This is a genomic window from Mesorhizobium sp. M7A.F.Ca.US.006.01.1.1 (assembly GCF_003997935.1).
GTDB lineage: Bacteria > Pseudomonadota > Alphaproteobacteria > Rhizobiales > Rhizobiaceae > Mesorhizobium.
The window spans coordinates 1-22,451 of the sequence record NZ_RZQL01000112.1; the positions used below are offsets into that span (position 1 = coordinate 1).

Sequence of the window (22,451 nt, forward strand, 5' to 3'; positions counted from 1 at the left end):
AAGCTTTACCGGTGGACATTCCCCTCAGTTGCCCAGTAGTCCCAAATTCCGGCGTGAAAATGTCTTGAAACGGGGATTGCGGAGCCGGCCATCAAACGGATAATTGAAAGCATGAAGAGAGTTCGCAAGGCAGTCTTCCCGGTCGCCGGTCTCGGCACACGGTTTCTCCCGGCCACCAAGGCTGTCCCCAAGGAAATGCTGACCGTCGTCGACCGCCCGGTCATCCAGTATGTGGTGGATGAGGCGCGCGAGGCCGGTATCGAGCATTTCATCTTCGTCACCGGCCGCAACAAGGCCGTCATCGAGGACCATTTCGACATCCAGTTCGAGCTCTATGACACGCTGGCCCAGCGCGGCAAGGACGACCAGCTCGCCCGCCTGCAGCGGCTGCAGCCGGCGCCGGGGCAGACCAGTTTCACACGCCAGCAGGTGCCGATGGGGCTTGGCCACGCCGTCTGGTGCGCCCGCGAGCTCGTCGGCGACGAGCCCTTCGCGCTTTTGCTGCCCGACATGATCATGCAGTCGGAGAAGAGCTGCATGAAGGCAATGGTCGAGCTCTACGAGGAGACCGGCAACAACATCATCGCCGTGCAGGAATGCGATCCCGCCGACGCCCACAAATACGGCATCGTCGGCCGCGGCGAGGACACGCATCACGGTTTCCGCATCACCGAGATGGTGGAAAAGCCGAAGACCGGCACCGCGCCGTCCAATCTCTACATCAACGGCCGCTACATCCTGCAGCCGGAGATCTTCAAGATTCTCGAAGGCCAGGAAAAGGGTGCCGGCAACGAGATCCAGCTCACCGACGCCATGCTGAAGCTGGAAAAGCAGCAGCCCTTTTACGGCTATCACTATCAGGGCCGCACGTTCGACTGTGGATCGCCGGAAGGTTTTGTCGAGGCCAATGTCGCCTTCGCGCTGTGGCGCAGCGACATGAACGAGAACATGGCCGGTGTGATCCGCACGCTTCTCGATGAGATGAAGCCATCCGAGCGCCGCGGCGCTGCTTCCTAGGCGGGTATTGGCTGCCGGAGGGTTGCTCAGCAGCAGGCTATCATGCCTTCGTCATCCTTGGGCGGAGCAGGAGCGTAGCGACGTCGCGGAGACCCAAGGATCCATGCCGTGACTTCTCAGCTTCGCTGCGGTGAAGAATTTAGGAATGGCACACCGAGCAACGAAGTAGGCGGAACGGAAGGGGTGGCCATTCTTGACCGTGGCGACCCTGGCACCCGTCGCGGCATGGATCCTTGGGTCTACGCTCCGCTTTGCGAAGCTCCGCCCAAGGATGACGAAGGAAGGGATGTCGCGGCCGAACTTGGCTAAGATGTCCTACCGCTGCACCTTCACGCCGAGGAAGATGCTGTTGGCGGTGTAGTCGCGTCCCGGCAAATTGCTGGTCAGCTTCTCGGTCCTCACCCTTGTGTTGAGGCCGGCGTAGCGGTTCAGCCACCAGGTCAGTCCGGCCTCGGCACTCAACACCCTGTCATGGCCGTCGATGCCGATGTAATCACGCCAGTCGAGGCCCAGAGCCGCGTTGGCGGTGAGGTTGGCGCGAATCTGGCGTTCGCCTGTCAGGCGACCGGAATAGAGGATGTCGCCGCTTTCGCCCGATGTGGTCGTGGGCTCGACGGTAGTCCGCCCGGTCAGGCCGATCGTTGTGCCGCGCTCGGGTGACCATTTGAGGTCGGCGTTGACGGTGGCACCCGAGATCGCATCAAGGTTTTTGTCGTCGATCGCTTCCCTGAGCCAGCCGGCCGAGAATTCGCCCGACAGCTTCTCACCCATGTCGAGTGCAAGGCCAGCGCGGGCGCCTAGCCGCGTCGACGAGCGCTCGAAGCCTTCATTGTCGATGCGTTGATCATAGGTCCGGCGGCCGACCTCGATTTCAGTGAAGGGGGTCAGGGCAGGGGAGATCTCATAGCCGGTGCGCAACGTCGCCGTGTAGAGCGTGGAGTCCTGATCCTTCTGCGACAGCGAGGTGCCGTCCGAGAGCTTGGCGTCGCCGTAGAAGTCGTGCGAGACCGCGCCGGTCAAGGTGTACTGCATCTTGCCGAGATGCTTTTCGACGGCGAGGCTGCCATCGAGGGTCTGCCGCAGCGGCTGTTTGCTGACACCCGCAATGGCGTCCGGCGATGATGCCGATTCCGGCACGGCCTCGTAGCCGAGCTTGGCGATGGCACGCAACTCATTGTCGAGGTCGACATTGAGCTGGCCTTCGATGCGCCCTTGCTCGTCGTGAACCGGGTAACCCGAGACGGTCTCGCGAAACAGGCCATAGCCGTCGATCATGGCTGAGTTCTCGCGCCAGTCGGAGGCGGCGGAAAAGCGCAGCGCCGTCTCGGACAGCAGCGCCGACGTGCCGGCACTGCTCGAATCGCCGTTCGAGGTGGCGGTCAGGCCCTGTTCGATCGTCGGCCGGATGACGAAAGAGCCCCATTTGACGCCGGTGGCGGCGAACGGATCATCCTCCAGCTTCTTTTTCTGGCCTTCGATGGCGTCCGTGCGCTCCGCGCCTGGGTCGAGCTTCTGCTTGTCGGCACTGTCGATGGTGAGTGCGCGGCGGTTGGCCGTGTCCTCGTCTGTCTCTTCACCATCGCTGGCATCCGTCGTGGAGGCGGTCGTGGAAGCGGTGATGTCGGAGGTGCCGGCCGTCGATTTCTTCTTCTTTTTCGATTTGTCGGCAGCCTTGTCCTTGGCCTGGTCAGCCGCATTCTGCCTGGCGCTCGATGAGCGGCGGCGAGGCTTGGGCGCCGCCGCCGTGTCGGCGGACGTGTCGTCAGTGGCTGCCGGCGGGTCGAAGAGGCTGCCGGTCGCGGTGGCGTCGCCAGTGTCGGCGTCGTCAGGCACGGCACCGGCGCTGGCCGGCAGGTAGGTGCGGGCCGGCGCGTTGTCCTGCGCGGCGTTGGCCGGCTGTTGACCCTGCGCTGCCAGGGCCAGCTGTCTCGCCTTGCGCTGCTGGTCGGACAGGATCGCCGATTCCGAAACTTCGCCGCGCAGTTCTGTTTCCTGGGCATGGAGCGCCGTTGGGCGCAGCAAGGCAAACATGCTGGTCGCCAGCAGCAAGGCGCAGACCGCCTTGCCCCCACGTCCTGTCGAATTTTCTGGCTGGACCCCGGACATCGCCACCACTGCTTGCGCGGCGCACGCGCGCCATACTTACCGAACCGTAAATGGGGATGGTTAACGGAGGGTTGAGGCGGCGGCCCGTCAGTCGCCTGAAGCGCTGATTTCCAAAGGGATTCATACCGCGTGCGTTAAGCTTTTGTTTTCGCGCCTGCCGTCGTCTGAAACCACCGCACAGGTTCGAGCGACATGCCTGGGGCCATTTCTGTTGGACAGCGCGCCGGCAAAGCGCTAATCGCATCAGCCATGCATGCGGGATCCCTGGATAAGAAGCCTTCGGACAGGCAAGCCTCGATCGCTTCGGCGCTGAGGACGGTGGCAACCGAACAGGCCGGGGTTGCGGCCCTTGCCGAGGCCCTGGAGAACGGATTGGCCGCGCCTTTCGCGCAGGCGGTCGAGATGATCTCCGGGATTGAAGGCCGGCTCATCGTCACCGGTGTCGGCAAAAGCGGCCATATCGGTTCGAAGATCGCGGCGACGCTGGCCTCGACCGGCACGCCGGCTTTCTTTGTCCATCCCGCCGAAGCCAACCACGGCGATCTCGGCATGATCGCCAGGGACGACGCCATCATCGCCATGTCGTGGTCGGGCGAGAGCAAGGAACTGATGGGCATCGTCGCCTATTCCAGGCGCTTTTCCATTCCGCTGATCGCCATTACCGCCGGAGAGACATCGGCGTTGGCGCGGGCGGCGGACGTGGTGCTGCTTTTGCCGCGCGCTCCGGAGGCCTGTCCGCACGGCCTGGCGCCAACGACATCGACGCTGCTGCAACTGGTGATGGGCGACGCGCTGGCGATTGCGCTGCTGGAAGCACGCGGCTTCACGCCTGACCATTTCCGCACCTTTCACCCGGGCGGCCAACTCGGCGCCAACCTGACGCAGATCCGCGAGATCATGCATGTCGGCGACAGGCTGCCGCTGGTGGTTGCGGGCACCGGCATGCAGGACGCAATCCTGGAACTGTCGCGCAAGGGATTTGGCTGCGTGGCGATCACCGACGCCGACGGTGCGCTGGTCGGCATCATCACCGATGGCGACATCCGCCGTCACATCGGCAGCAATCTGCTGGCGATGACGGTGGATCAGGTGATGACAAAAGGCCCGAAGACCGCGACGCCGGACACGCTGGTGGCAACGGCGCTGCAGACGATCAACAATTCGGCCATCACCAGCCTGATGGTGGTGGAGGGCCGGAAACCAGTCGGCCTTATCCACCTGCACGACCTGCTGCGTATCGGCGCCGCCTAAGCTGTGCTGATATTCAGGTGATGCCGGTCTGCAAACGACGGTTTCCTGCGCTTCCGGTGCTCACGTACCCGAAAGTACGCTCCGCTCCGGTTCTCGGAACCCACCGTTTTCGACTCGGCCTGATCTGAATTTCAACACACCTTGTCCAAGCGGCGGGTTTTAAGAATTCAGACCGCCTCGACGGTCAGTTCCAGATCCGTATCGGCTGCACCTGTCACGCGCACTTGCGTGCCGGCCGGCAAATCCGGGCCGGAGACACGCCACAGTGTGTCGCCGAGCTTGATGCGGCCGCGCCCGTCCTGGATCGGTTCGGCAAGTGTCGCCATCCTGCCGACCATTTGCGCGCCGCGCCGGTTGAGCAGCGGCTGGTCGGTCGGGTCGTTGCGGCTGCCGACCAGCTTCTTGCCGACATAGGCCGAGACCAGCGACAGTGCCAGGAAGGCGAGGACCTGGATCTGCCAGGTCCAGAAGCCGGCGTCCCAGATCAGCAGCGACACGGCGCCGATGATCAGCGCGGCGATGCCGATCCATAGCATGAAGATACCCGGCGCGATGATTTCCATCACCAGCAGGACGAAACCGAGAACCATCCAGTTCCACGGGCCGAGTTCGGAAACGATGCGGTCGATCATTGGTTTCGACCTCAGTTGTCGGTTGGGCGAATGACCGGCGGGCGAGCGGCCTGCCGTTGCGAGCCGGTCGTGCCTTCGCTGCGGAAGACTTCCTTGGCGATCTCGCCGATGCCGCCGAGCGAGCCGATCAGAGACGACGCCTCGAAGGGCATCAGCACGATCTTGCTGTTGGTCGCCGTGCCAATCCTGCCAAGCGCTTCGGTGTATTTCAGCGCCACGAAGTAGTTCAGCGCCTGCACATCGCCTTTGGAGATCGCTTCCGACACCACTTGGGTGGCGCGGGCTTCCGCCTCGGCCGAGCGCTCGCGCGCCTCGGCATCGCGGAAGGCGGCTTCCTTGCGGCCTTCGGCCTCGAGGATCTGCGACTGCTTGAGACCTTCGGCGGCAAGGATCTGCGCGCGCTTGTTGCGTTCGGCCGTCATTTGCCGGCCCATCGATTCGATAAGGTTGGCCGGCGGGTTGATGTCCTTGATCTCGACGCGGGTGATCTTGATGCCCCATGGATGGGCTGCTTCATCGACGACGCGCAGCAGGCGCTCGTTGATGGCGTCGCGGTTCGACAGGAGTTCGTCGAGATCCATCGAACCCATGACTGTACGGATGTTGGTCATCGTCAAATTGAGGATGGCGTTCTGCAGTCCGGAAACCTGATAGGCGGCCTGCGCCGCATTGAGGATCTGGAAAAAGGCAATGCCGTCGACACCGACAATGGCGTTGTCGCGGGTGATGATTTCCTGGCTCGGAACGTCGAGCACCTGCTCCATCATGTTCATCTTGGCGCCGATGCGGTCGATGAACGGGTAAATGAAATTGAGGCCCGGGCTCAGTGTCTTGGTGTAACGGCCAAAGCGCTCCACCGTATAGTTGTAACCTTGCGGGATTGTCCTGATGCCTTTGATCAGCAGCACCAATACCAGAAGGGCAAGTGCACCAACCGCAATATCGAAACCACTGAAATTCATTTGGCTCTCCCTCAGACGAAGGCCGCTCAAGCCATTCTCGCGCAGCCGACTTCACCAAAGACTTAAGTGTGTTTCAGATGCGTTACAATCAGGTGATGATGGATTGTTTATAGGTTTGCACTCAGCGGTTGAAGGCAAACAGCCTTGCATCTGTGTCATCCAGCCCGTTGATCGAAGCCGGGACAAGCTCGGAAGCGATCTGCGAGAAGGTGATGCCGTTGCCGCCATAGCCCATCACCGCATGGATGCGGGGGTGGCGGGGAATGGCGCCGATATAGGGCAGGCCGGTGGTCGTGGTTCCGAACGAACCCGTCCAGGCAAAATCGGGTCTGGTGTCGAGATGCGGAAATATCAGGGCGAGCTTCTCGGCGATGCGCGCGCTCTTGTCGGCGATCAGATCGTCGCGCCGCGCTTCGTCGACAAAATCCTCGTCCTCGCCGCCGCAGACAACCCGGCCGTCGACGGTCGCCCTGGCATAGAGGTAGGGGTCCGACGCCTCCCAGATGAACGCCGCCTGCGGCCAGATCTTTCGCGATTGCGGGCGTGTCGCGAGCGCCCATGTCGAGATGATCTGGTGGGCCGCGGCCGGCACGATGTCGACCAGTTCGTAGCCGGTGGCCAGAACGACATGTCGTGCGGTTATGGTCGGGCCATCCCTGGTCGCGACGACAACAGCTTCGGCGCTGTCCTCGATCACTGTCGCTTCGACGGGGGCGTAGAAGCGTGCCTTGCGCTCCAGGGATTTCAGCAGCAGCCCGGCCGTCAGCTTGCGCGGGTCGAGCGCGATGTTGCCATGGCTGAGAATGGCGCCTTCGCGGTCGATGCCGAATGTTTCCGCCAGCGGTGCCGGCGTGAGATAGGTCGCGGCGATGCCGGCTAGCCGACGCGCCTCGGCCTCGTCGCGCAGTTCCGACGGACCAAGCATCGTGCCGGCCAGATAGAGCGACGGCGTGCGGCTTAGGCCACAATTGATGCCGAGTTCGACGATGCGTCCGGCGAGATTGGAAACGGCGAGCCGCGAGCGCCGCCAGGCCTGCTGCGCCGAGGCTCTGCCGACCATCTTCGAGAGCGTGGAGAGAGGCTGATCTATTTCGAATGCCACCAGTGCGGTGGTCGCGGCCGTCGAGCCCTTCAGCGGGCCGCGCCGGTCGATGCAGATCACCCGATGGCCATCGGCCGTCAGCGCGTCGGCCATCATGGCGCCGCTGATGCCCATGCCGACGACCAGCACATCCGTCTTGACATCCCGGCTCAGACGGTCCGTCGGCACCGCAGGCGACCGATAGGCGGACCAGACGGGCCGGCCAGTTCTGAGGTCGAGTTTGCCGGGCATCGCATTCTCCGGAGGGCGCGCCTTAACGCCTCGGAGCTTGTGTTGTTCCGGAGTTAGAGCGGCGAACCGCTCTAACTCTCCGGTTGACGAAAGTTCCTAGGGAAAGCGCTACGCGCTTTTCCCGGTAAAACCGTTCACACTTTTCCTGGAATTTCTCCTAGACCCAGCCGGACAGTTCGCGCCGCACCATCGCCTCGATCACCGCCATGCCGTCGGTGCTGTCGTTGAGGCAAGGGATATGGGCGAAATTCTTGCCGCCGGCGTGGTGGAAGGTCTCGGCTGCCTCGCGGCCGATCTCATCCAGCGTCTCGATGCAGTCGACCGAAAAGCCCGGATTGACGATGGCGATCGATTTGACGCCGTCCTGCGCGAGTTTCTCGACCGTCTTGTCGGTATAGGGCTGCAGCCATTCCTGCGCGCCGAAGCGCGACTGGAAGGTGATGATCAGTTTCTTCTCGCTCCAGCCAAGCCGTTCGCGCAGCAGCCGCGTCGTCTTCTGGCAGTGGCAATGATAGGGGTCGCCCTTCTCGAAATACGGTTTTGGAATGCCGTGATAGGAGGTGATGACCACCTCCGGCTCGAAGTCCAGCGTCGCCAGATGTTGTTCGATCGAGCGCGCCAGCGCTTCGATGTAAACCGGTTCGTCGTAGTAGGGCGGCACGCTGCGGACGGCCGGTGCGCGGCGCATCTTCATCAGCGCGCGAAACAGCTGGTCGTTGGCGGTTGCCGTGGTCGTCGCCGAATATTGCGGATAGAGCGGGAAGGAAAGAATGCGGTCGCAGCCTTGGTCGACCAGACGCTGGGCAATGCTGGCGGTTGAAGGGTTGCCATAGCGCATCGCCCAGTCGACGGCGACATCAGGCAGGTCGCGCAGTGCTTCGGCCAGCTTTTCGGCCTGGGCGCGGGTGTAGGTGCGCAAGGGCGACTCGTTCTTTTCCCGGTTCCAGATACGGGCGTAGTTGGCGCCCGACTTCTTGGGCCGTGTGGTGAGCACAAGGCCATAGAGGATCGGATACCAGATCGCCCTGTTGAGCTCGATGACGCGCGGATCGGACAGGAATTCACGCAGATACCGCCACATCGGCTTGAAATCGGTGCCATCGGGCGTGCCCAGATTGACCAGCATGACGCCGATCTTGCCCGCCTTGACCGGCGGATGCCCAGCGGGCAACGGGCCGATCGCCTTTGCGACCTTGGGTTCGGCAGGAGTGGAAAGCGTCATAAAGGTTCTCCGGGAGACGCGAACCTAACCATCTTGCGCGCGCATTCAATGCAGCGTCTGGCCGCACCTTAAAGCGGATTGTCTGAATGGATTCAGACGACCCGCTTTAAGTCTTTGTTTTTATGCATGTCGTTCTCCCAAAACCGAGGTCACTTTTGGGCGACATGCATTAGTCCGAAAACAGGACGCCCGTCCTGTTTTCGGACGGGCGGTGTCATTCAGGCCTATAAGCGAGGCTATTTCGGCGGGATGGTCAGCGTTGCGCCGACCGGAAGCCGGCGCGGCTCATAGCCCTTGTTGGCGCCCGAAATGACTTTCCACTTGGCACCGTCGCCATAGGCCTTCTTGGCCAGATCCCAATAGGTGTCGCCGGCAACGATGACATGGCTGGCTTCGGCCGGCGCAGCCTCCGCCGGCTTTGCCTGCTCGGCGGCGGGAGCCGGTGCCGCCGGGGCGGGGGCTGCTTCAGCCGGTTTTGCCGCCTCGGCCGGTGGCGCTGGCGGGGGTGGCGCTCCCTCTGTCGATATGGCCGGGGGCGTGTTGGCGATGTCGCCCGAGTTGGCCGGCAATTCGGGCATTGCCGGTGCCGCATCGGCGGGCTTGGCGGCTTCAGCCGGTGCGGGCGCCGGGGTTGCCGGGGCCGCTTCGGCTGGCTTTGCCGGCTCAGCAGCCGGGGCCGCAGGCGCCGCGGCGACGGTCGCGGCTATCTCGGTGATGCGGCCGTCGAGCTTCGGCGTGTAGGGCCGGTGGGCGCCGAGATAGTCGGCAACCACCTGTTCGAGGCCGGGGCCGTAATCGTAGGCATTCTTGGCCTTGTCGGCGAAGACCTTGTAGCCGTCGCCGCCCTGGCGGACATAGTTGTTGGTGGCGACCAGATAGTCCTTGTCCGGCTTGATCGGCGTCCAGGCGCCGCCTTCCATGACTTCCACCGATTTGACGCGGCCGGCATTGGGCGCGACGGATTTGTCGAAGGAATATTTCAGGCCGGCGACCTGCGGGAAGCGCCCGGCGCCGTCCTCGACCTGGCTGAGGCCGCCCTCGAGGCCGGCCACCAGATCCTTGCCCGAAATCTGGAAGGTCGCCAGCGTGTTCTGGAACGGCAGCACGGTCAGCACCTCGCCCATGGTGACGGTGCCCTTGTCGATCGAGGCGCGCAGGCCGCCGCCATTGGAGATGACGATCTCGACGCCCTGTCCCTTGACGCGGTCGAGGATGGCGTCGGAGACGAGATTGCCCATCGCGCATTCGCGGGTGCGGCAGCTCTCGCGACTGCCGTCGATGACGTCGGTGGTTTCCGCCACTTCCTTGTTCTTCAACGCCTCGATCGGCGCCCCAAGCTCCTTGATGCGGGCGAGCACGGCCGGGTCGGGGGTGATCGACTTGTCGAGATAGATCGGGTCGCCGCTGGCCGATTTGACGACGCCATTGTCGTCGAACACCACTTTGAACTCGCCGAGGTATTTCGAATAGGACGCCGCCTGCACCACCGGCACCTTGTAGCCGTCCGGATTGTCGACCATCGTCGGATAGGGGCCTTCCGCCTTGGGGTCGGTGTTCGACAGCAGCGAATGGCTGTGGCCGCCGACGACGACATCGATGCCCGGGATCTTGGCAATCACGTCGCGCTCGCGCCTGTAGCCGATATGGGTCACGGCGATGATCTTGTTGACGCCTTCGCCCTTGAGCTTCTCGACTTCAGCGGTGATCGACTTGACGTCGTCCTCTATTGCGACGTTGGGTCCGGGGGAAGCGAGATCCGGCGTGTCGTTGGTGATCGCGCCGATGATGCCGATCTTCTGGCCGCCGACCTCGACGACAACAGATGGCTTGACTCGGTCGCCGAGCTTGGATTGCGCGTTGGCCTTCACATTGGCGCCGAGCACCGGGAACTTGATCATGTCGAGGAACGGCGCCAGGGCCGCCTCGCCATCGTCGAATTCATGGTTGCCGAGCGCCATGGCATCGAACTTCATGTCGTTGAGGAATTCGCCTTCGACCTTGCCCTTATAGGTCGTGTAGAACAGCGAGCCCTGGAAATTGTCGCCGGCGCTGAGCAGCAGCACGTTTTGGCCTTCCAGCTTCTTGCGTTCCTGGGCGATCGCGGTGATCAGCCGGCCCGCGCCACCGATGCACTCGCCCTTGGTTTCCTCGTCCGCCGAGCAGGTCGATTCATATTTGTTGTTGCCTTCGATGCGGCTGTGCCAGTCGTTGATATGCAGGATGTTCAGCGTGTAGTCGGCAAAGGATGCGCCGGCCGACAGACCGAGGGCTGAGGCTGACAGGGCTGCAATGGCGGCAAGCTTCTTCATCTTCGTCTCCCGGAAAGCTGATCAGAGGCCATTAGCGCTCTTGCTTCACTAGAACATAACAGCCGGCGCTTTGGCCATGTTCCCATCGCGTTCCCGATGACGCAAGCGGAATCCGGGACCCTTTGCCGGCACAAAAAAGGACGGCGGCCAAGCGGCCGCCGTCCTTGGAAAACCAATGGTCGTGGGTTCAGACGCGCCTTGTCAGCACGAAATTCTGACCGCTGGAGCTCGTGCAGTTGAGCTGGCTTGTCGACACCATCAGGCAGTTGAAGCTGACCGCGGTCTGGCGGATCAGTGACGTCCCGTTGATCTGCACCGAAGTGGCGCCGGTCATCGTGTAGCTGCCGTCGGCAAGCTTCTGGCCGGTGTCGGTGGCTACCGTCGTGAAGGTGCCGCCGGTGAAGGTCGACAGGCCAGTGCCCTTGGCGTCGATCCACGAGCCCTCGACGCCTTTCGGCGCCGCTGCCATCGGCGGTTCATCAGGGCCGCTGGTCGCACAGGCGGCGAGCATCGTCGCAATGGCACCCGCCACGCTCATCGAAAGAATTTTGCGCGCAATGATCATGTGAAAATCCTCTCCTCTCGCATCGGCCCGAAAATCGGAATCGATTTTCGACAGGCACGAGGCGTGCATCCAAGTTTCCAGAGCGACGTGCGTCCAGATGAACGCGTATCGCTGTGGTCCGCATCCCTTCAATCGCCCGATTTCCGGGCGATTGCAAGGCAGTGAGGCAGCTAGGCGGTGCTGCTATCGCACAAGGATGTTGCGGAACTGCCACGGGTCGTTCCGGTCGAGGTCTTCCGGGAACAGACCGGGGCGGTTATCGAGCGGCGTCCAGTCGGTGTAGTAGCCCTTGACCGGTCCGAGATACTGGGACTGCACTTCCAGGCAGCGCCTGTAGTCCATCTCGTCGGCTTCGACGATGCCGGCCTCGGGATTCTCCAGCGCCCAGACCATGCCCGAGAGCACCGCCGAGGTGACCTGCATGCCGGTGGCGTTCTGATAGGGCGCCAGCTTGCGCGCTTCGGCGAGCGACAGCTGCGAGCCGTACCAGTAGGCATTCTTGTCGTGGCCGTAGAGCAGCACGCCGAGTTCGTCGACGCCATCGATCAATTCGTTCTCGTCGAGCACATGATGCACCGGCTGAGGCTTGCCGGCCGCGCCGAACATCTCGTCGAGCGACAGCATCGCGTCGTTGCAGGGATGGTAGGCATAGTGGCAGGTCGGGCGGTAATGCACCTTGCCCTTCTTCGAACGCACGGTGAAGAAATCGGCGATCGAGATCGCCTCATTATGCGTCACCAGCAGGCCGTATTGCGCGCCGGGCGTCGGGCACCACGAGCGCACGCGCGTGTTGGCGCCCGGCTGCTCCAGATAGATGGCTGCCTTGGAGCCGTGCTTGTGCTTCTTGGCGTTCTTCGGCGTCCATGTCTCGTGTGTGCCCCAGCCAAGTTCCGCGGGCTGCAGGCCCTCGGAGATGAAGCCCTCGACCGACCAGGTGTTCCAGAACACATCCATCGGTTTCGGCTTCTTGGCGCGCTGGGTGTCGCGTTCGGCGATGTGGATGCCCTTGACGCCGGCTTTTTTCATCAGCTTGGCCCAGCCCTCGCGGTCGTCCTGCGCGGGCTCCGAGAACTCCAGGCCAAGATCGGTAGCGAGATTGACCAACGCCTGCTTGACGAACCAAGAGACCATGCCGGGGTTGGCACCGCAGGTGGAGACGGCCGTGGCGCCGCCGGGCTTGTCGTGCTTTTCCTTGAGCAGCGACTCGCGCAGCGCGTAATTGGTGCGGCTGGCGTTATCGGCCTTGGCGTCGAAATAGAAGCCGAGCCATGGCTCGACGACGGTGTCGATGTAGAGCACGCCGAGCTTGCGGCAGAGCCGCATCAGATCCACCGAGCCGGTATCGACCGACAGGTTGATGCAAAAGCCCTGGCCGCCCCCATTGGTCAGAAGCGGGGTCAAGAGCTTCTTGTAGTTCTTCTCGGTCACCGCTTCCTGGACGAAGGCGATGCTGCGTTCATCGAGCAGTTTGCGGTCGGTGTCGCGCGGATCGATCACCGTCATGCGCGACTTGTCGAACTTGAAATGGCGTTCGATCAGCGGCAGCGTTCCCCGGCCGATCGAGCCGAAGCCGATCATCACGACAGGGCCGGTGATTTCACCGTAAACGGGCCAGTTTTCATTCGCCATTTTATCGAGCACTCCTTCAAAACCCAGGAAACTGGGAAGACACGCGCAAAAACCGGGCATTTTTTGCCCGGCCGCCATGCGCTACATCACAGATCATTGTCACAAACCAGCGAAAAGAGCCAACCAGCGGCTATGCTGGATTGGCCATGTGGTTAAGGACGGCGACCAGCCGATCGCGGTCTGATGTGAGGCCCTTGTAGTCGAGCTGGGCGAAATCGAGCGCTTCGAGCTGGGCGGCGAAAGACGCCGCGAGCTTCGCCCGATCAGGGTGCCTGGCCAGCACGGCGAGCGGGTCGAGATGGATACGGATGGTGAACAGGATATCGCGTGAAACAGGCAGTTTGCGCAGGGTTTGCCGCTCGACGCGGATGAAGGCATGGGCGTCGATGTCGCCATCGGGAAAGCGCGACGGCCGGTTGGTGGCGCGGTCGATGCGCTGCAGGTCGGAAAGCGGATGGTAGAGCGCGTTGTCGGACTGGATCGACCAGTTGTAGCGCTCGACGGCCTGCCCCTGGAGGCCATCGAACATCCGGTTGATGAGTTCCGCCGGACGCGTGCCCGGGCCGAAACCCGGCACCGGCGCGTGGATGTCCTGCAGCGGCTTGCCGAATTTCTCCAGGAGCGACCAGGACGAGGGAAAGCAGAGCGAGCCGGCGACCAGCCGCCAGCCGCTGTCACTGCTGCGCATCAGGATCAAATCCTCCTGGATGAGCTGTGAGGCTCTGGCCAGCGGCGCATCGGCGAGGGAAGCAGGCAGTCGGTTCGCCGCGCCCGCCACCTCGACGCCTGATCCGCCGAGCCGATGGGTTTCGGGGAACCTCTCCAGTAGATGCGCACCAAGCAAGTCGAGTACTTCCTGCTGGGCATCGCGCGTGCCGTCCTCCTCGACGAAAACACGGTCGGGGATTTCGGCATAGAGCCGGTGCTTTTCAGCGAGATATGGCAGCAGATGACCATCGACCTCGATCCAGTCCGCCGGGTCGAGCGGCTTCAGCCCGATGCTGAACAGTTTCGACGAGCCGTCATAGGGCGTGTGGGTGGGGAGCGTGTGTTTTGGGTGAGTGGGCACAGTTGTCATGTTTCAGGTCAGTCTTGCGGGGATCAGTCCGCGCAGCGAATTGCCGACGAACAGGGACTTGGCGGATTTCAGATCGTCCAGGCTGTAGATCGCTTCGCGGGCGCGGCCTTCATCCAGAAGCTGCGCGCGCAATACACCAGGCAGCAGGCCGCAGTCGAGCCGGGGCGTAGCCAGCACGCCGTCGCCGAGATCGGCAAAGACATTGGTGATCGTGCCTTCACAGATCTCGCCGCGCTCGTTGGCCATAAGCACCTCGTCCGCCTGGGTGATGAGGTGTTCGGCGCGGGCACGCGTGTAGAGCTGCCGCCGGCTGGTCTTGTGGCGCAGCAGCGTGTCGTTCGAATCGAGCCTGGTCCGCGCCAGCCGCAGCATCCAGACCTTGTCGGCGGCGAGCGGTTCATAAGGTTGCGCCGAGGCCGTCACCTCACCATCGTGCGACAGGACGAGCCGCGTGCGCATGGCAACGCCGGAACCGCTGACCGCGCTGCTCAGCGCCTCGCCGACCGTACCTGGATCACAGTGGAAGCGGAGCTCCGCCGCCGAGCCATAAAGGCGCGCAAGATGACGATCGAAGCGCAGGAAGCCCGGGCCGGGTTCCCAGCGCATGGTCTCGATCAACTGAAAGTCGGCGGTGTTCCCGTCGCGAAGCGCGCTTTCAGCAGACACTCCTGATACTCCTCCTGCGCCGTCGAATCGAAGACGACGCCGCCTCCGACATTGTAGACGGCCTCGCCGCCCGAAAAGAGCGAGATGGTGCGGATCGCCACGGAAAAGCGCATCGGGCCGCCCGGTGCGATCCAGCCTATGGCGCCGCAATAGGCATCGCGGGGCGTGCCTTCCAGATCGCGCAGGATCTCCATGGCACGGATCTTAGGCGCGCCGGTGATCGAACCGCAAGGAAACAGCGCCGCGAAGATCTGGCGGATAGAGAGACCCGGCAGCAGTTTGGCCCTGACGTCGCTCACCATCTGATGCACGGTCGGGTAGGTCTCGATGCGGAACAGCGCCGGCACGTCCAGCGTGCCCACCTCGCTGATCAGCGAGATATCGTTGCGCAGCAGATCGACGATCATCCGGTTTTCGGCCTGGTTCTTCTCGTCATTGCGCAGGAAGATCTTCTGCCGTTCGTCCTCGGCCTTGGTGGCGCCGCGCGGTGCCGTTCCCTTCATCGGATGCGTCTCGATCATGCCCTCGGCGTCGATCTCGAAGAACAGTTCAGGCGAGCGCGACAGCACGATGGGTTCACCGAGCGCGATCAGCGCGCCATATTTCACCGGCTGACGTTCAGTCAATGCATTGAAGGCGGCCAGCGGCTCGCCTGACCATTGCGCATGCACGGGAAAGGTCAGATTGCCCTGGTAGCAATCACCTTGCCGGATGTGCTGGTGCAGCCGCGAGAAGCGTTTTTCATAGTCCTCGGGCGACCACGTCGCACGGGCGTCGAAGATCGGACCATTGGTCGCCGCCGTGTCGCGCGGTGGCACCGCCTCTTCGACCGGGGCATCGAAAACCCCAAGGCACACGAGTGGGGAGCGGCGTCCGTTCGGCAGCAGGGGAACGAGCTTGGGTTCGAACAGGTAGCCCGCCTCATACGAGAAATAGCCGGCAAGCCATTTGCCTGCATCATGCGCGGCTTGTGCTGCTTCCAGAGCCGGCTCGAACTCCCCTGCTTCGTGCGCCACGATGATATCGGCCGGCCGGTCGAAAACGAGCTGGCGCGCGCTTTTGTCATTGCGAAAAATTGCGGCGGGCAGGGACATGGGCACCGAATGCTGCGGTCAATGAAGCTTCAACCGCTCTATATGGGGTGCCGCCCGCGCGCAATCGAGAGAACGGCACGCTGCCTCTTAAAGCCGACCTTTGGGCCAACTCAGGAACCAAGAGCAAACGGCGACGCCGATATGGCGCCGCCGCTTGCAATCTTCAGTGTTCGCCTGGCGATCAGCTGTTGCTGGAGGTTCCGGCTGTTGGAAACTGCTTGGCGAATTCCTTCTCGTTGCCGGCGGCGAGCAGCTTGGCCTGCTCGATCCAGCGTTCGCGCGCGATGCGGCCATCGAAATTCATGACGTCCTCGATCCGTTTGATATCGGCCGCTGTCCAGGACGCGATCTGGGCGAAGCTGGTGACGCCTTGCGCCTTGAGCAGCTTCTCGTTGACCGGACCGATACCGATCAGCCGACGCAGATTGTCGGGCTTTCCGGATGCCGGGCCGGAGGCAGGCTTGGCTGTTGCAGGCTTGCTCGTTGCGGATTTGGCTGGAGCCGAGGTTTTGGTGGCGGCGGGTTTCGCCGCCGGCTTGGCAGGGACCGCCTTGGCAGAGACCGCTTTCGCAGCGGCCGGTTTGGCCGGCGCGGGCTTTGTGGTGGCGGATTTGGCCGTCGCGGGGGTCGACATCAGGGCCGCCGGCGCCTGGCTTGCCGGCTTTGCCGCGCTGCTTCCGGCGGCAGGTGCGGCCGACGCTTCGCGCAGCCGGCGCTCAAGGTCGGCGCGGGTCTTGCCGCATGCATCGAGTTCGCCGGTCAGGCGGTCGCTGTCGGTGCGCAGCCTGTCGCGTTCGCTGCGTGTACGGTCGAGGTCGCCGCGCAAGCTGTCGAGTTCACCGCGCAGGCGCCCCCAAAGGAACCAGCCGACCAACACGCCTATCAGGAACGCCAGGACCACGTAGAAAAAAGTGCCCATTGTCTCTCTCCAGTCAGATCCGTCTGCCGTGGGTCATGACCTTCGGCGAAGGACTACTCTTGGTGGTTCCGCGGTAAGCAGAACAGCCGGCTTCGGTTCGAGCTGTCGGCGATCGGCTTTGCTTGCCCATGGCCAACGGCCGTTGTCGCGTTCACCTGCGCGCCACGGCCGGCTGAGATTTCTCCTCGCCGATCCGCATGCGCTCCGGCTGAGCTTGGAGCGAAGGCTATCATAGAGCTTGTGGAAAGCTATCGGAAAACTTCGGTGGAGAGTACTTCAAGAACAGATATTTAGGGCGATAGTAGAGCTGTCCCAACATGCATTCCGGCTAAACTGTCAGAGCGACGCCTGAGGGACGCGGTTCAAGCGTCGAGCGCCTCCAGCTCGTCGATCAGGCCACTGATGACGCCAAGCCCGATCTGCCAGAAGGCGGGATCGGTGGCGTCGAGCCCGAAGGGCGCTAGAAGCTCGGAATGATGCTTGGTGCCCCCGGCGCGCAGCATTTCGAAATACTTGTCCTGAAAGCCGCGCTCGGCGTTCTGGTAGACCGCGTAGAGCGAGTTCACCAGGCAGTCACCGAAAGCATAGGCATAGACATAGAAGGGCGAATGGATGAAGTGCGGTATGTAGGTCCAGAACACCTCGTAGCCTTCGCGCAACTTGATGGCGGGACCCAGACTTTCGGCCTGCACTTCGAGCCAGAACTGACCGAGCTTGTCGGAGGTCAGTTCGCCGTTCTTGCGTTCGGCATGCACCTTGCGCTCGAATTCATAGAAGGCGATCTGGCGCACGACCGTGTTGATCATGTCCTCGACCTTCTGGGCGAGCATGGCCTTGCGCTCGCGCCGGTCGGTGGTCTGGTCGAGCAGCGAGCGGAAGGTCAGCATCTCGCCGAAGACCGATGCCGTCTCGGCCAACGTTAGCGGCGTCGAGGCCATCAGTGCGCCCTGGCCGCCGGCCAGCACCTGATGCACGCCGTGGCCGAGCTCGTGCGCCAGCGTCATCACATCGCGCGGCTTGCCCATGTAGTTGAGCAGGACATAGGGATGCGCTGACGGTACGGTCGGATGCGCGAAGGCGCCAGGCGACTTGCCGGGCCGCACCGGCGCGTCGATCCAGTTGCGGTCGAAGAAGGTTCGCGCGATCTCGGCCATGTCGGGCGAAAAGCGCTGATAGGCGGATAGCACGGTGTTCCTGGCCTCGTCCCAGCCGATGATCGCCTGGGGCGTATCCGGCAATGGCGCGTTGCGGTCCCAGTGGTTCATCACCTCCATGCCCAGCCAGCGTGCCTTCATCGCGTAATATCGGTGCGACAGGCGCGGATAGGCGTCGCGAACGGCGGAAGCCAGGGCGTCCACCACGCTGCGCTCGACGCGGTTGGCGAGATGGCGTGAATCGGCGATGTCCTCGAAGCCGCGCCAGCGGTCGGATATCTCCTTGTCCTTGGCCAGCGTGTTGGTGATCAGCGTGAAGGTGCGCAAATTTTTGCGGAAGGTCGTGGCCAGCGCCTCGGACGCCCGGCGGCGCACCTCGCCGTCGGCATCCTGCAAGCGGTTCAGCGCCGGCTCCAGCGTCAGGTCCTCGCCGTCGATGTCGAAGCGAAGGTCGGTCATCGTCTCGTCGAACAGGCGGTTCCAGGCGCCGCGCCCGGTGATCGACTTTTCGTGGAAGAGCTGCTCGACGCGGTCCTCGAGCTGGTAAGGCTTGTCCTTGCGCAGATCGAGCACCCATGGCCGATAGTGGCCGAAGGCGGGATCGCCGGCGAGCGCGCCTTCGATCGACGCATCGTCTATCAGGTTGAGTTCGAGCGCGAAGAACAGAAGGTGCGCGCTGGCGTCGGTCATCTTCTCCTGGACGTCGCCATAGAGCTTGGCGCGCTGGGGATCGGCGGTGTTTCCGGCATAAACCAGTCCCGCATAGGAGACGATGCGGCCGATCAGCTCCTCCAGCGCCTCGTAGGCAACAAGCGCCTCGCCCAGCCTGCCGGCGCTGCCGCGCTCGGCCTCGGCGGCCAGCGTGCCCTTCCAGCGGCTCTCGAAGCTGATCGCATCAGTGGCAGCCTTGGCGATGTCGCGCTTCAGCTCTGGCGCATCCATGCCGGCATAGAGATCGGCAAGGTTCCATTCCGGCAGGTCGCCAAGCTCGGCCGCGCCCTGACCGGAGGCCGGCGCCGCCAGCCGCCGTGCGGAAACCATGTGCCCAGAATCCTTATGCATTGCCGACACCTTCCGTGGCCAAGGTTCAAGGAGAAACGAGAAGCCGGTCAAATCCTAAGGAATTCATTCACCGGGTTTTTTGAAACCTTATTTAGAACCCTGTGCCAAGATGGTCCACAGGGCAGGATTCCTCGGGCGGGCGTAGTCGTATCAGTCATGACAGGTTCCATACTCATAGTCGATGACGATCCGGTGCAACGCCGGCTGCTCGAAGCGGCGGTGACGCGGTTCGGCTACAGCGCTATCGTCGTCGACGGCGGCGCGGCCGCTCTTGATGTCCTCGATGGACCCGGCGCCCGCGAGGTGTCGGTGGTCATCCTCGATCTGGTCATGCCCGGTCTCGACGGTATCGGCGTGCTGAAGGCGATGCGCGAGCGCGACATCAACGTGCCGGCCATCGTGCAGACCGCGCAGGGCGGTATCGAGACGGTGGTTTCGGCGATGCGTCATGGCGCCTTCGATTTCGTCGTCAAACCGGCGTCTCCCGACAGGCTGCAGGCGTCGATCGGCAATGCGCTCAAGGTCGAGGCCGTCGAGGGCGAGGTCAAGCGCACGTCGCGCCGTCGCGGCGGCCTCCTGACCTTCAAGGACATGATCACGCACAGCCCGGCCATGGACAGGGTGATCCGTCTTGGCCAGAAAGCGGCGGCATCCAACATCCCGATCCTGATCGAGGGCGAGTCCGGCGTCGGCAAGGAACTGGTGGCGCGCGCCATCCAGGGCAGTGGCGACCGCCGTTCGAAACCCTTCGTCACCGTCAATTGCGGCGCCATCCCCGACAATCTGGTCGAATCGATCCTGTTCGGCCATGAGAAGGGCTCGTTCACCGGCGCCACCGACAAGCACACGGGCAAGTTCGTCGAAGCGCATTCGGGCACACTGTTCCTCGACGAGATCGGCGACCTGCCGCTCGACGTGCAGGTCAAGCTGTTGCGCGCGGTCCAGGACGGCGAGGTAGACCCGGTCGGTGGACGCTCGACCGTCAGGGTCGATATCAGGCTGATTTCGGCGACGCACCGCAACCTCCTGCAGCAGGTCAAGGACGGCAAGTTCCGCGAGGATCTGTTCTACCGGCTGAACGTCTATCCGATCTTCGTGCCGCCGCTGCGCGACCGCCGCGATGACATCCCGTATCTGGTCACCCATTTCATGGAGAAGGTGGCGCCGGCCGACCCGCATCGTCGCCTGCAGGGTATTTCGGCGGCAGCGCTCGCCGTGCTGCAGGTCTATGACTGGCCCGGAAACATCCGCCAGCTCGAAAATGCCGTCTTCCGTGCCTCGGTGCTTTGTGAAGGCGACGTGCTTTCCACCGAGGACTTCCCGCAGATCCGGGCGCAAGTGGAAGGCACCGTCAACCTCGATTTGGACGGCGACGCGCCGTCGCCGTCCCTGTCCTCGGAGGGGCGCGATGACGAGGCCTTGCCCGGCGAAAGCGGCCAAGCGATCGCGTTCGATCCGCCGGCAAGGCTGCAGCCTCGCTTCGGCACGTTGCGGGCGCTCGACGAGCGCGGCAATGTGCGGGCACTTGCCGATGTCGAACTCGAGATGATCAAGCTTGCCATCGATCACTACAACGGACAGATGAGCGAAGTCGCCCGCCGACTCGGCATCGGCCGCTCGACGCTCTATCGCAAGCTCAAGGAACACGGCATCGATCCGGAGACAGGCCGCGTGGACCGGCTCGCCTCCTAGGGGCGATGCCGGGCTGAGCTTCGGCCCGGAATCCGACTTGCCACAAGGCCGGCGCCAGCTTGCAATGCCACAACGGGCCTTGTATCGCCGTTTCAGCGGCATTGTGGCTGTCCCATGGACAGCTCTGTTCACGCATTAAGGCTAACGGTAACAGATCGTGTTCGGGGCAAAGGCGAAAATCTGATCTAAACCAGCGGTTTACCAAGAAACCTTGTGAACAATTTTTGACGGGATATCGCCACGGTGTTACCGCATTTCGGCTTCAATAAGCGATGATTAACCATTAGGATCGATATTCGGGTGTGCTAATGCCACATCCGTTTGGACAAATCCGGGGACAAACGGCAGCCTGCAAGGCCTTTTGATTTGAACAGAATCGAACGACACACAAACAGGCGGCACCATCATTTGAGCGTCTGGCCAAAGTGGCTGGCAGTGTTGGTTGTCGCTTTTGGTTTTGTTGCCGCGGCTGCGAGCGGAGCCAGCGCCGAAACACGGTCGCTGAAGCTTTACCATCTCCACACCCATGAGAAGGCCGAGATCGTCTACAAGCGCAACGGCCGCTACGTTCCCGAGGGTCTCAGGAAGATCAACATCATTTTGCGCGACTGGCGTCGCAACGAGCCGACCAAGATGGATCCGCGTCTGCTGGATCTGGTCTGGGAGGCGTATCGGGAAGCAGGTGCCACGGACTACATCCAAGTCGTCTGCGGCTATCGCTCGCCGTCGACGAACTCGATGCTGCGCGGCCGCAGCAGGGGCGTCGCCGAGAAGAGCCAGCACATGCTCGGCAAGGCGATGGATTTCTATATTCCAGGCGTGCCGCTGAAGAAGCTGCGTAACATCGGTCTCAAGATGCAGGGCGGCGGCGTCGGCTACTATCCATCATCGGGTTCGCCGTTCGTCCACATGGATGTCGGCAATGTGCGCCATTGGCCCGGTATCAGCCGGCAGGAACTGGTCAGCCTGTTCCCCAATGGCAAGACGCTGCATGTGCCGAGCGACGGCAGGCCGCTGCCCGGCTTTGAGCAGGCGCTCGCCTCCTACAAGGCGCGCAAGGGTTCAGGCTCGCCGGCCATCGAGATGGCCAGTGCCGGCGGCAGCAGCAAGAAATCAGGTGGCTTCCTGTCGGCTTTCTTCGGCGGCGGCGACGACGAGGCCGACGACAGCGCCGATGTCCAGACCGCTTCTGCTGCCCCCCCACCCAAGGCTAGAAACCTGAAGCCGGCAGCGGCAGCCAAGACCAGCAACCTCCCGGGCATCGCCATCGTGGCGCCGGAGAATGCGCGGCGCGCCGAGATTCCGCAGGTGACCGAGCAGCAGGCTCCGGAGCCTGAAGAGGACACGCCGGAGACGATCATCGCGGCATTGCCGGCGCGAAGCATTCCGCTGCCGGATTTCGCGCCGCGGCCGAAAGCCGATGTCGGCGCACAGCAGCCTGAGAACGTTCCTTTTGCGATGGCGGAGGCGACAGCCACCACCGAGCAGGCCGTGGCGACCGCGCATGCGCCGGCGAGCGTTCCTTTCGGCGTGGCCGATGCAACGGCTTCGGCTGATTCGACCCAGGTCGCGGTCAACAACATACCGTTGCCGACATGGCGTCCCGACAATTCGCTGCCGGCCGCTCTGGCTGCGCCGCCCAGCAAGGATGTGCTGATGGCGCTGGCCGAGACGGCTGATCAAGGCAAGACCGCGACCGATGCGTTCTCGGTGCTGCCGACGGCGCGGCCCGAAATGGCCCGGCCGGACGCGGTCAAGGC

At 63.1% G+C, this 22,451-nt stretch carries 17 protein-coding genes; 4 read left to right on the forward strand and 13 right to left on the reverse strand.

The window, feature by feature from the left end:
- Positions 1-111: 111 nt before the first annotated feature.
- On the forward strand, positions 112-1,017 hold the full coding sequence (gene galU, locus EN943_RS19845; protein ID WP_127414278.1) for a UTP--glucose-1-phosphate uridylyltransferase GalU: 906 nt from the start codon (positions 112-114) through the stop codon (positions 1,015-1,017).
- A 315-nt stretch (positions 1,018-1,332) separates the two neighbouring features.
- Here galU and EN943_RS19850 read toward each other — a convergent pair whose 3' ends face one another.
- Positions 1,333-3,123, reverse strand: a complete 1,791-nt coding sequence (locus EN943_RS19850; RefSeq protein WP_164778274.1) for an outer membrane beta-barrel protein — start codon at positions 3,121-3,123, stop codon at positions 1,333-1,335.
- Positions 3,124-3,372: 249 nt separating this feature from the next.
- Here EN943_RS19850 and EN943_RS19855 point away from each other — a divergent pair, with 249 nt between their 5' ends.
- Positions 3,373-4,374, forward strand: a complete 1,002-nt coding sequence (locus EN943_RS19855) for a KpsF/GutQ family sugar-phosphate isomerase (RefSeq protein ID WP_127414279.1) — start codon at positions 3,373-3,375, stop codon at positions 4,372-4,374.
- 167 nt (positions 4,375-4,541) lie between these two features.
- Here the strand turns inward: EN943_RS19855 and EN943_RS19860 are convergent, their stop codons facing one another.
- The 12 genes from EN943_RS19860 to EN943_RS19920 form a co-directional block, all read right to left on the reverse strand.
- Complete coding sequence (locus EN943_RS19860) at positions 4,542-5,006, reverse strand: NfeD family protein (RefSeq protein ID WP_127414280.1); 465 nt, start codon at positions 5,004-5,006, stop codon at positions 4,542-4,544.
- Positions 5,007-5,017: 11 nt separating this feature from the next.
- Positions 5,018-5,968: an SPFH domain-containing protein gene (locus EN943_RS19865; protein WP_127414281.1), complete on the reverse strand. Its 951-nt coding sequence runs from the start codon at positions 5,966-5,968 to the stop codon at positions 5,018-5,020.
- A 121-nt stretch (positions 5,969-6,089) separates the two neighbouring features.
- Complete coding sequence (locus tag EN943_RS19870; protein ID WP_127414282.1) at positions 6,090-7,301, reverse strand: FAD-binding oxidoreductase; 1,212 nt, start codon at positions 7,299-7,301, stop codon at positions 6,090-6,092.
- A gap of 157 nt (positions 7,302-7,458) precedes the next feature.
- Positions 7,459-8,523: a ferrochelatase gene (hemH, locus tag EN943_RS19875; RefSeq protein ID WP_127414283.1), complete on the reverse strand. Its 1,065-nt coding sequence runs from the start codon at positions 8,521-8,523 to the stop codon at positions 7,459-7,461.
- A gap of 236 nt (positions 8,524-8,759) precedes the next feature.
- Positions 8,760-10,832, reverse strand: a complete 2,073-nt coding sequence (locus EN943_RS19885) for a bifunctional UDP-sugar hydrolase/5'-nucleotidase (protein WP_127414284.1) — start codon at positions 10,830-10,832, stop codon at positions 8,760-8,762.
- 187 nt (positions 10,833-11,019) lie between these two features.
- The gene (locus EN943_RS19890) at positions 11,020-11,397 is read right to left on the reverse strand and encodes a hypothetical protein (RefSeq protein WP_127414285.1); all 378 of its coding nucleotides are present in this window, start codon (positions 11,395-11,397) and stop codon (positions 11,020-11,022) included.
- 183 nt (positions 11,398-11,580) lie between these two features.
- A complete protein-coding gene (locus tag EN943_RS19895; RefSeq protein ID WP_127414286.1) occupies positions 11,581-13,026 on the reverse strand; it encodes a homospermidine synthase in 1,446 nt (481 codons plus the stop codon).
- A gap of 130 nt (positions 13,027-13,156) precedes the next feature.
- Positions 13,157-14,104, reverse strand: a complete 948-nt coding sequence (locus EN943_RS19900; protein ID WP_127414287.1) for a DUF3445 domain-containing protein — start codon at positions 14,102-14,104, stop codon at positions 13,157-13,159.
- Between the two features lie 3 nt (positions 14,105-14,107).
- Positions 14,108-14,770 carry an aminotransferase class IV family protein gene (locus EN943_RS19905; RefSeq protein WP_127414288.1) on the reverse strand — a complete coding sequence of 221 codons (663 nt, stop codon included), beginning with the start codon at positions 14,768-14,770 and terminating at the stop codon, positions 14,108-14,110.
- Positions 14,719-15,864: an aminodeoxychorismate synthase component I gene (locus tag EN943_RS19910; protein ID WP_127414289.1), complete on the reverse strand. Its 1,146-nt coding sequence runs from the start codon at positions 15,862-15,864 to the stop codon at positions 14,719-14,721. The genes EN943_RS19905 and EN943_RS19910 overlap by 52 nt, the downstream gene beginning before the upstream one ends.
- A 181-nt stretch (positions 15,865-16,045) precedes the next feature.
- Positions 16,046-16,783, reverse strand: coding sequence for a proton-conducting membrane transporter (locus EN943_RS19915; RefSeq protein WP_127414290.1), 738 nt, complete (start codon positions 16,781-16,783; stop codon positions 16,046-16,048).
- A 362-nt stretch (positions 16,784-17,145) separates the two neighbouring features.
- Positions 17,146-18,978, reverse strand: a complete 1,833-nt coding sequence (locus tag EN943_RS19920; RefSeq protein ID WP_127414291.1) for a M3 family oligoendopeptidase — start codon at positions 18,976-18,978, stop codon at positions 17,146-17,148.
- A gap of 177 nt (positions 18,979-19,155) precedes the next feature.
- On the opposite strand from EN943_RS19920, the gene EN943_RS19925 reads away from it, so the two are divergent.
- Complete coding sequence (locus tag EN943_RS19925; protein WP_127414292.1) at positions 19,156-20,691, forward strand: sigma-54 dependent transcriptional regulator; 1,536 nt, start codon at positions 19,156-19,158, stop codon at positions 20,689-20,691.
- 408 nt (positions 20,692-21,099) lie between these two features.
- On the forward strand, positions 21,100-22,451 hold a 1,352-nt coding region (locus tag EN943_RS19930; RefSeq protein WP_127414293.1), incomplete at its 3' end, for a DUF882 domain-containing protein.

Coding starts and splice junctions, on each gene's coding strand:
- hemH (WP_127414283.1), bottom strand. CDS start 8,523: ATGACGCTTTCCACTCCTGCCGAACCCAAGGTCGCAAAGGCGATCGGC.
- galU (WP_127414278.1), top strand. CDS start 112: ATGAAGAGAGTTCGCAAGGCAGTCTTCCCGGTCGCCGGTCTCGGCACA.
- EN943_RS19860 (WP_127414280.1), bottom strand. CDS start 5,006: ATGATCGACCGCATCGTTTCCGAACTCGGCCCGTGGAACTGGATGGTT.
- EN943_RS19925 (WP_127414292.1), top strand. CDS start 19,156: ATGACAGGTTCCATACTCATAGTCGATGACGATCCGGTGCAACGCCGG.
- EN943_RS19850 (WP_164778274.1), bottom strand. CDS start 3,123: ATGTCCGGGGTCCAGCCAGAAAATTCGACAGGACGTGGGGGCAAGGCG.
- EN943_RS19920 (WP_127414291.1), bottom strand. CDS start 18,978: ATGGTTTCCGCACGGCGGCTGGCGGCGCCGGCCTCCGGTCAGGGCGCG.
- EN943_RS19870 (WP_127414282.1), bottom strand. CDS start 7,301: ATGCCCGGCAAACTCGACCTCAGAACTGGCCGGCCCGTCTGGTCCGCC.
- EN943_RS19895 (WP_127414286.1), bottom strand. CDS start 13,026: ATGGCGAATGAAAACTGGCCCGTTTACGGTGAAATCACCGGCCCTGTC.
- EN943_RS19900 (WP_127414287.1), bottom strand. CDS start 14,104: ATGACAACTGTGCCCACTCACCCAAAACACACGCTCCCCACCCACACG.
- EN943_RS19910 (WP_127414289.1), bottom strand. CDS start 15,864: ATGTCCCTGCCCGCCGCAATTTTTCGCAATGACAAAAGCGCGCGCCAG.
- EN943_RS19865 (WP_127414281.1), bottom strand. CDS start 5,968: ATGAATTTCAGTGGTTTCGATATTGCGGTTGGTGCACTTGCCCTTCTG.
- EN943_RS19890 (WP_127414285.1), bottom strand. CDS start 11,397: ATGATCATTGCGCGCAAAATTCTTTCGATGAGCGTGGCGGGTGCCATT.
- EN943_RS19885 (WP_127414284.1), bottom strand. CDS start 10,832: ATGAAGAAGCTTGCCGCCATTGCAGCCCTGTCAGCCTCAGCCCTCGGT.
- EN943_RS19915 (WP_127414290.1), bottom strand. CDS start 16,783: ATGGGCACTTTTTTCTACGTGGTCCTGGCGTTCCTGATAGGCGTGTTG.
- EN943_RS19855 (WP_127414279.1), top strand. CDS start 3,373: ATGCATGCGGGATCCCTGGATAAGAAGCCTTCGGACAGGCAAGCCTCG.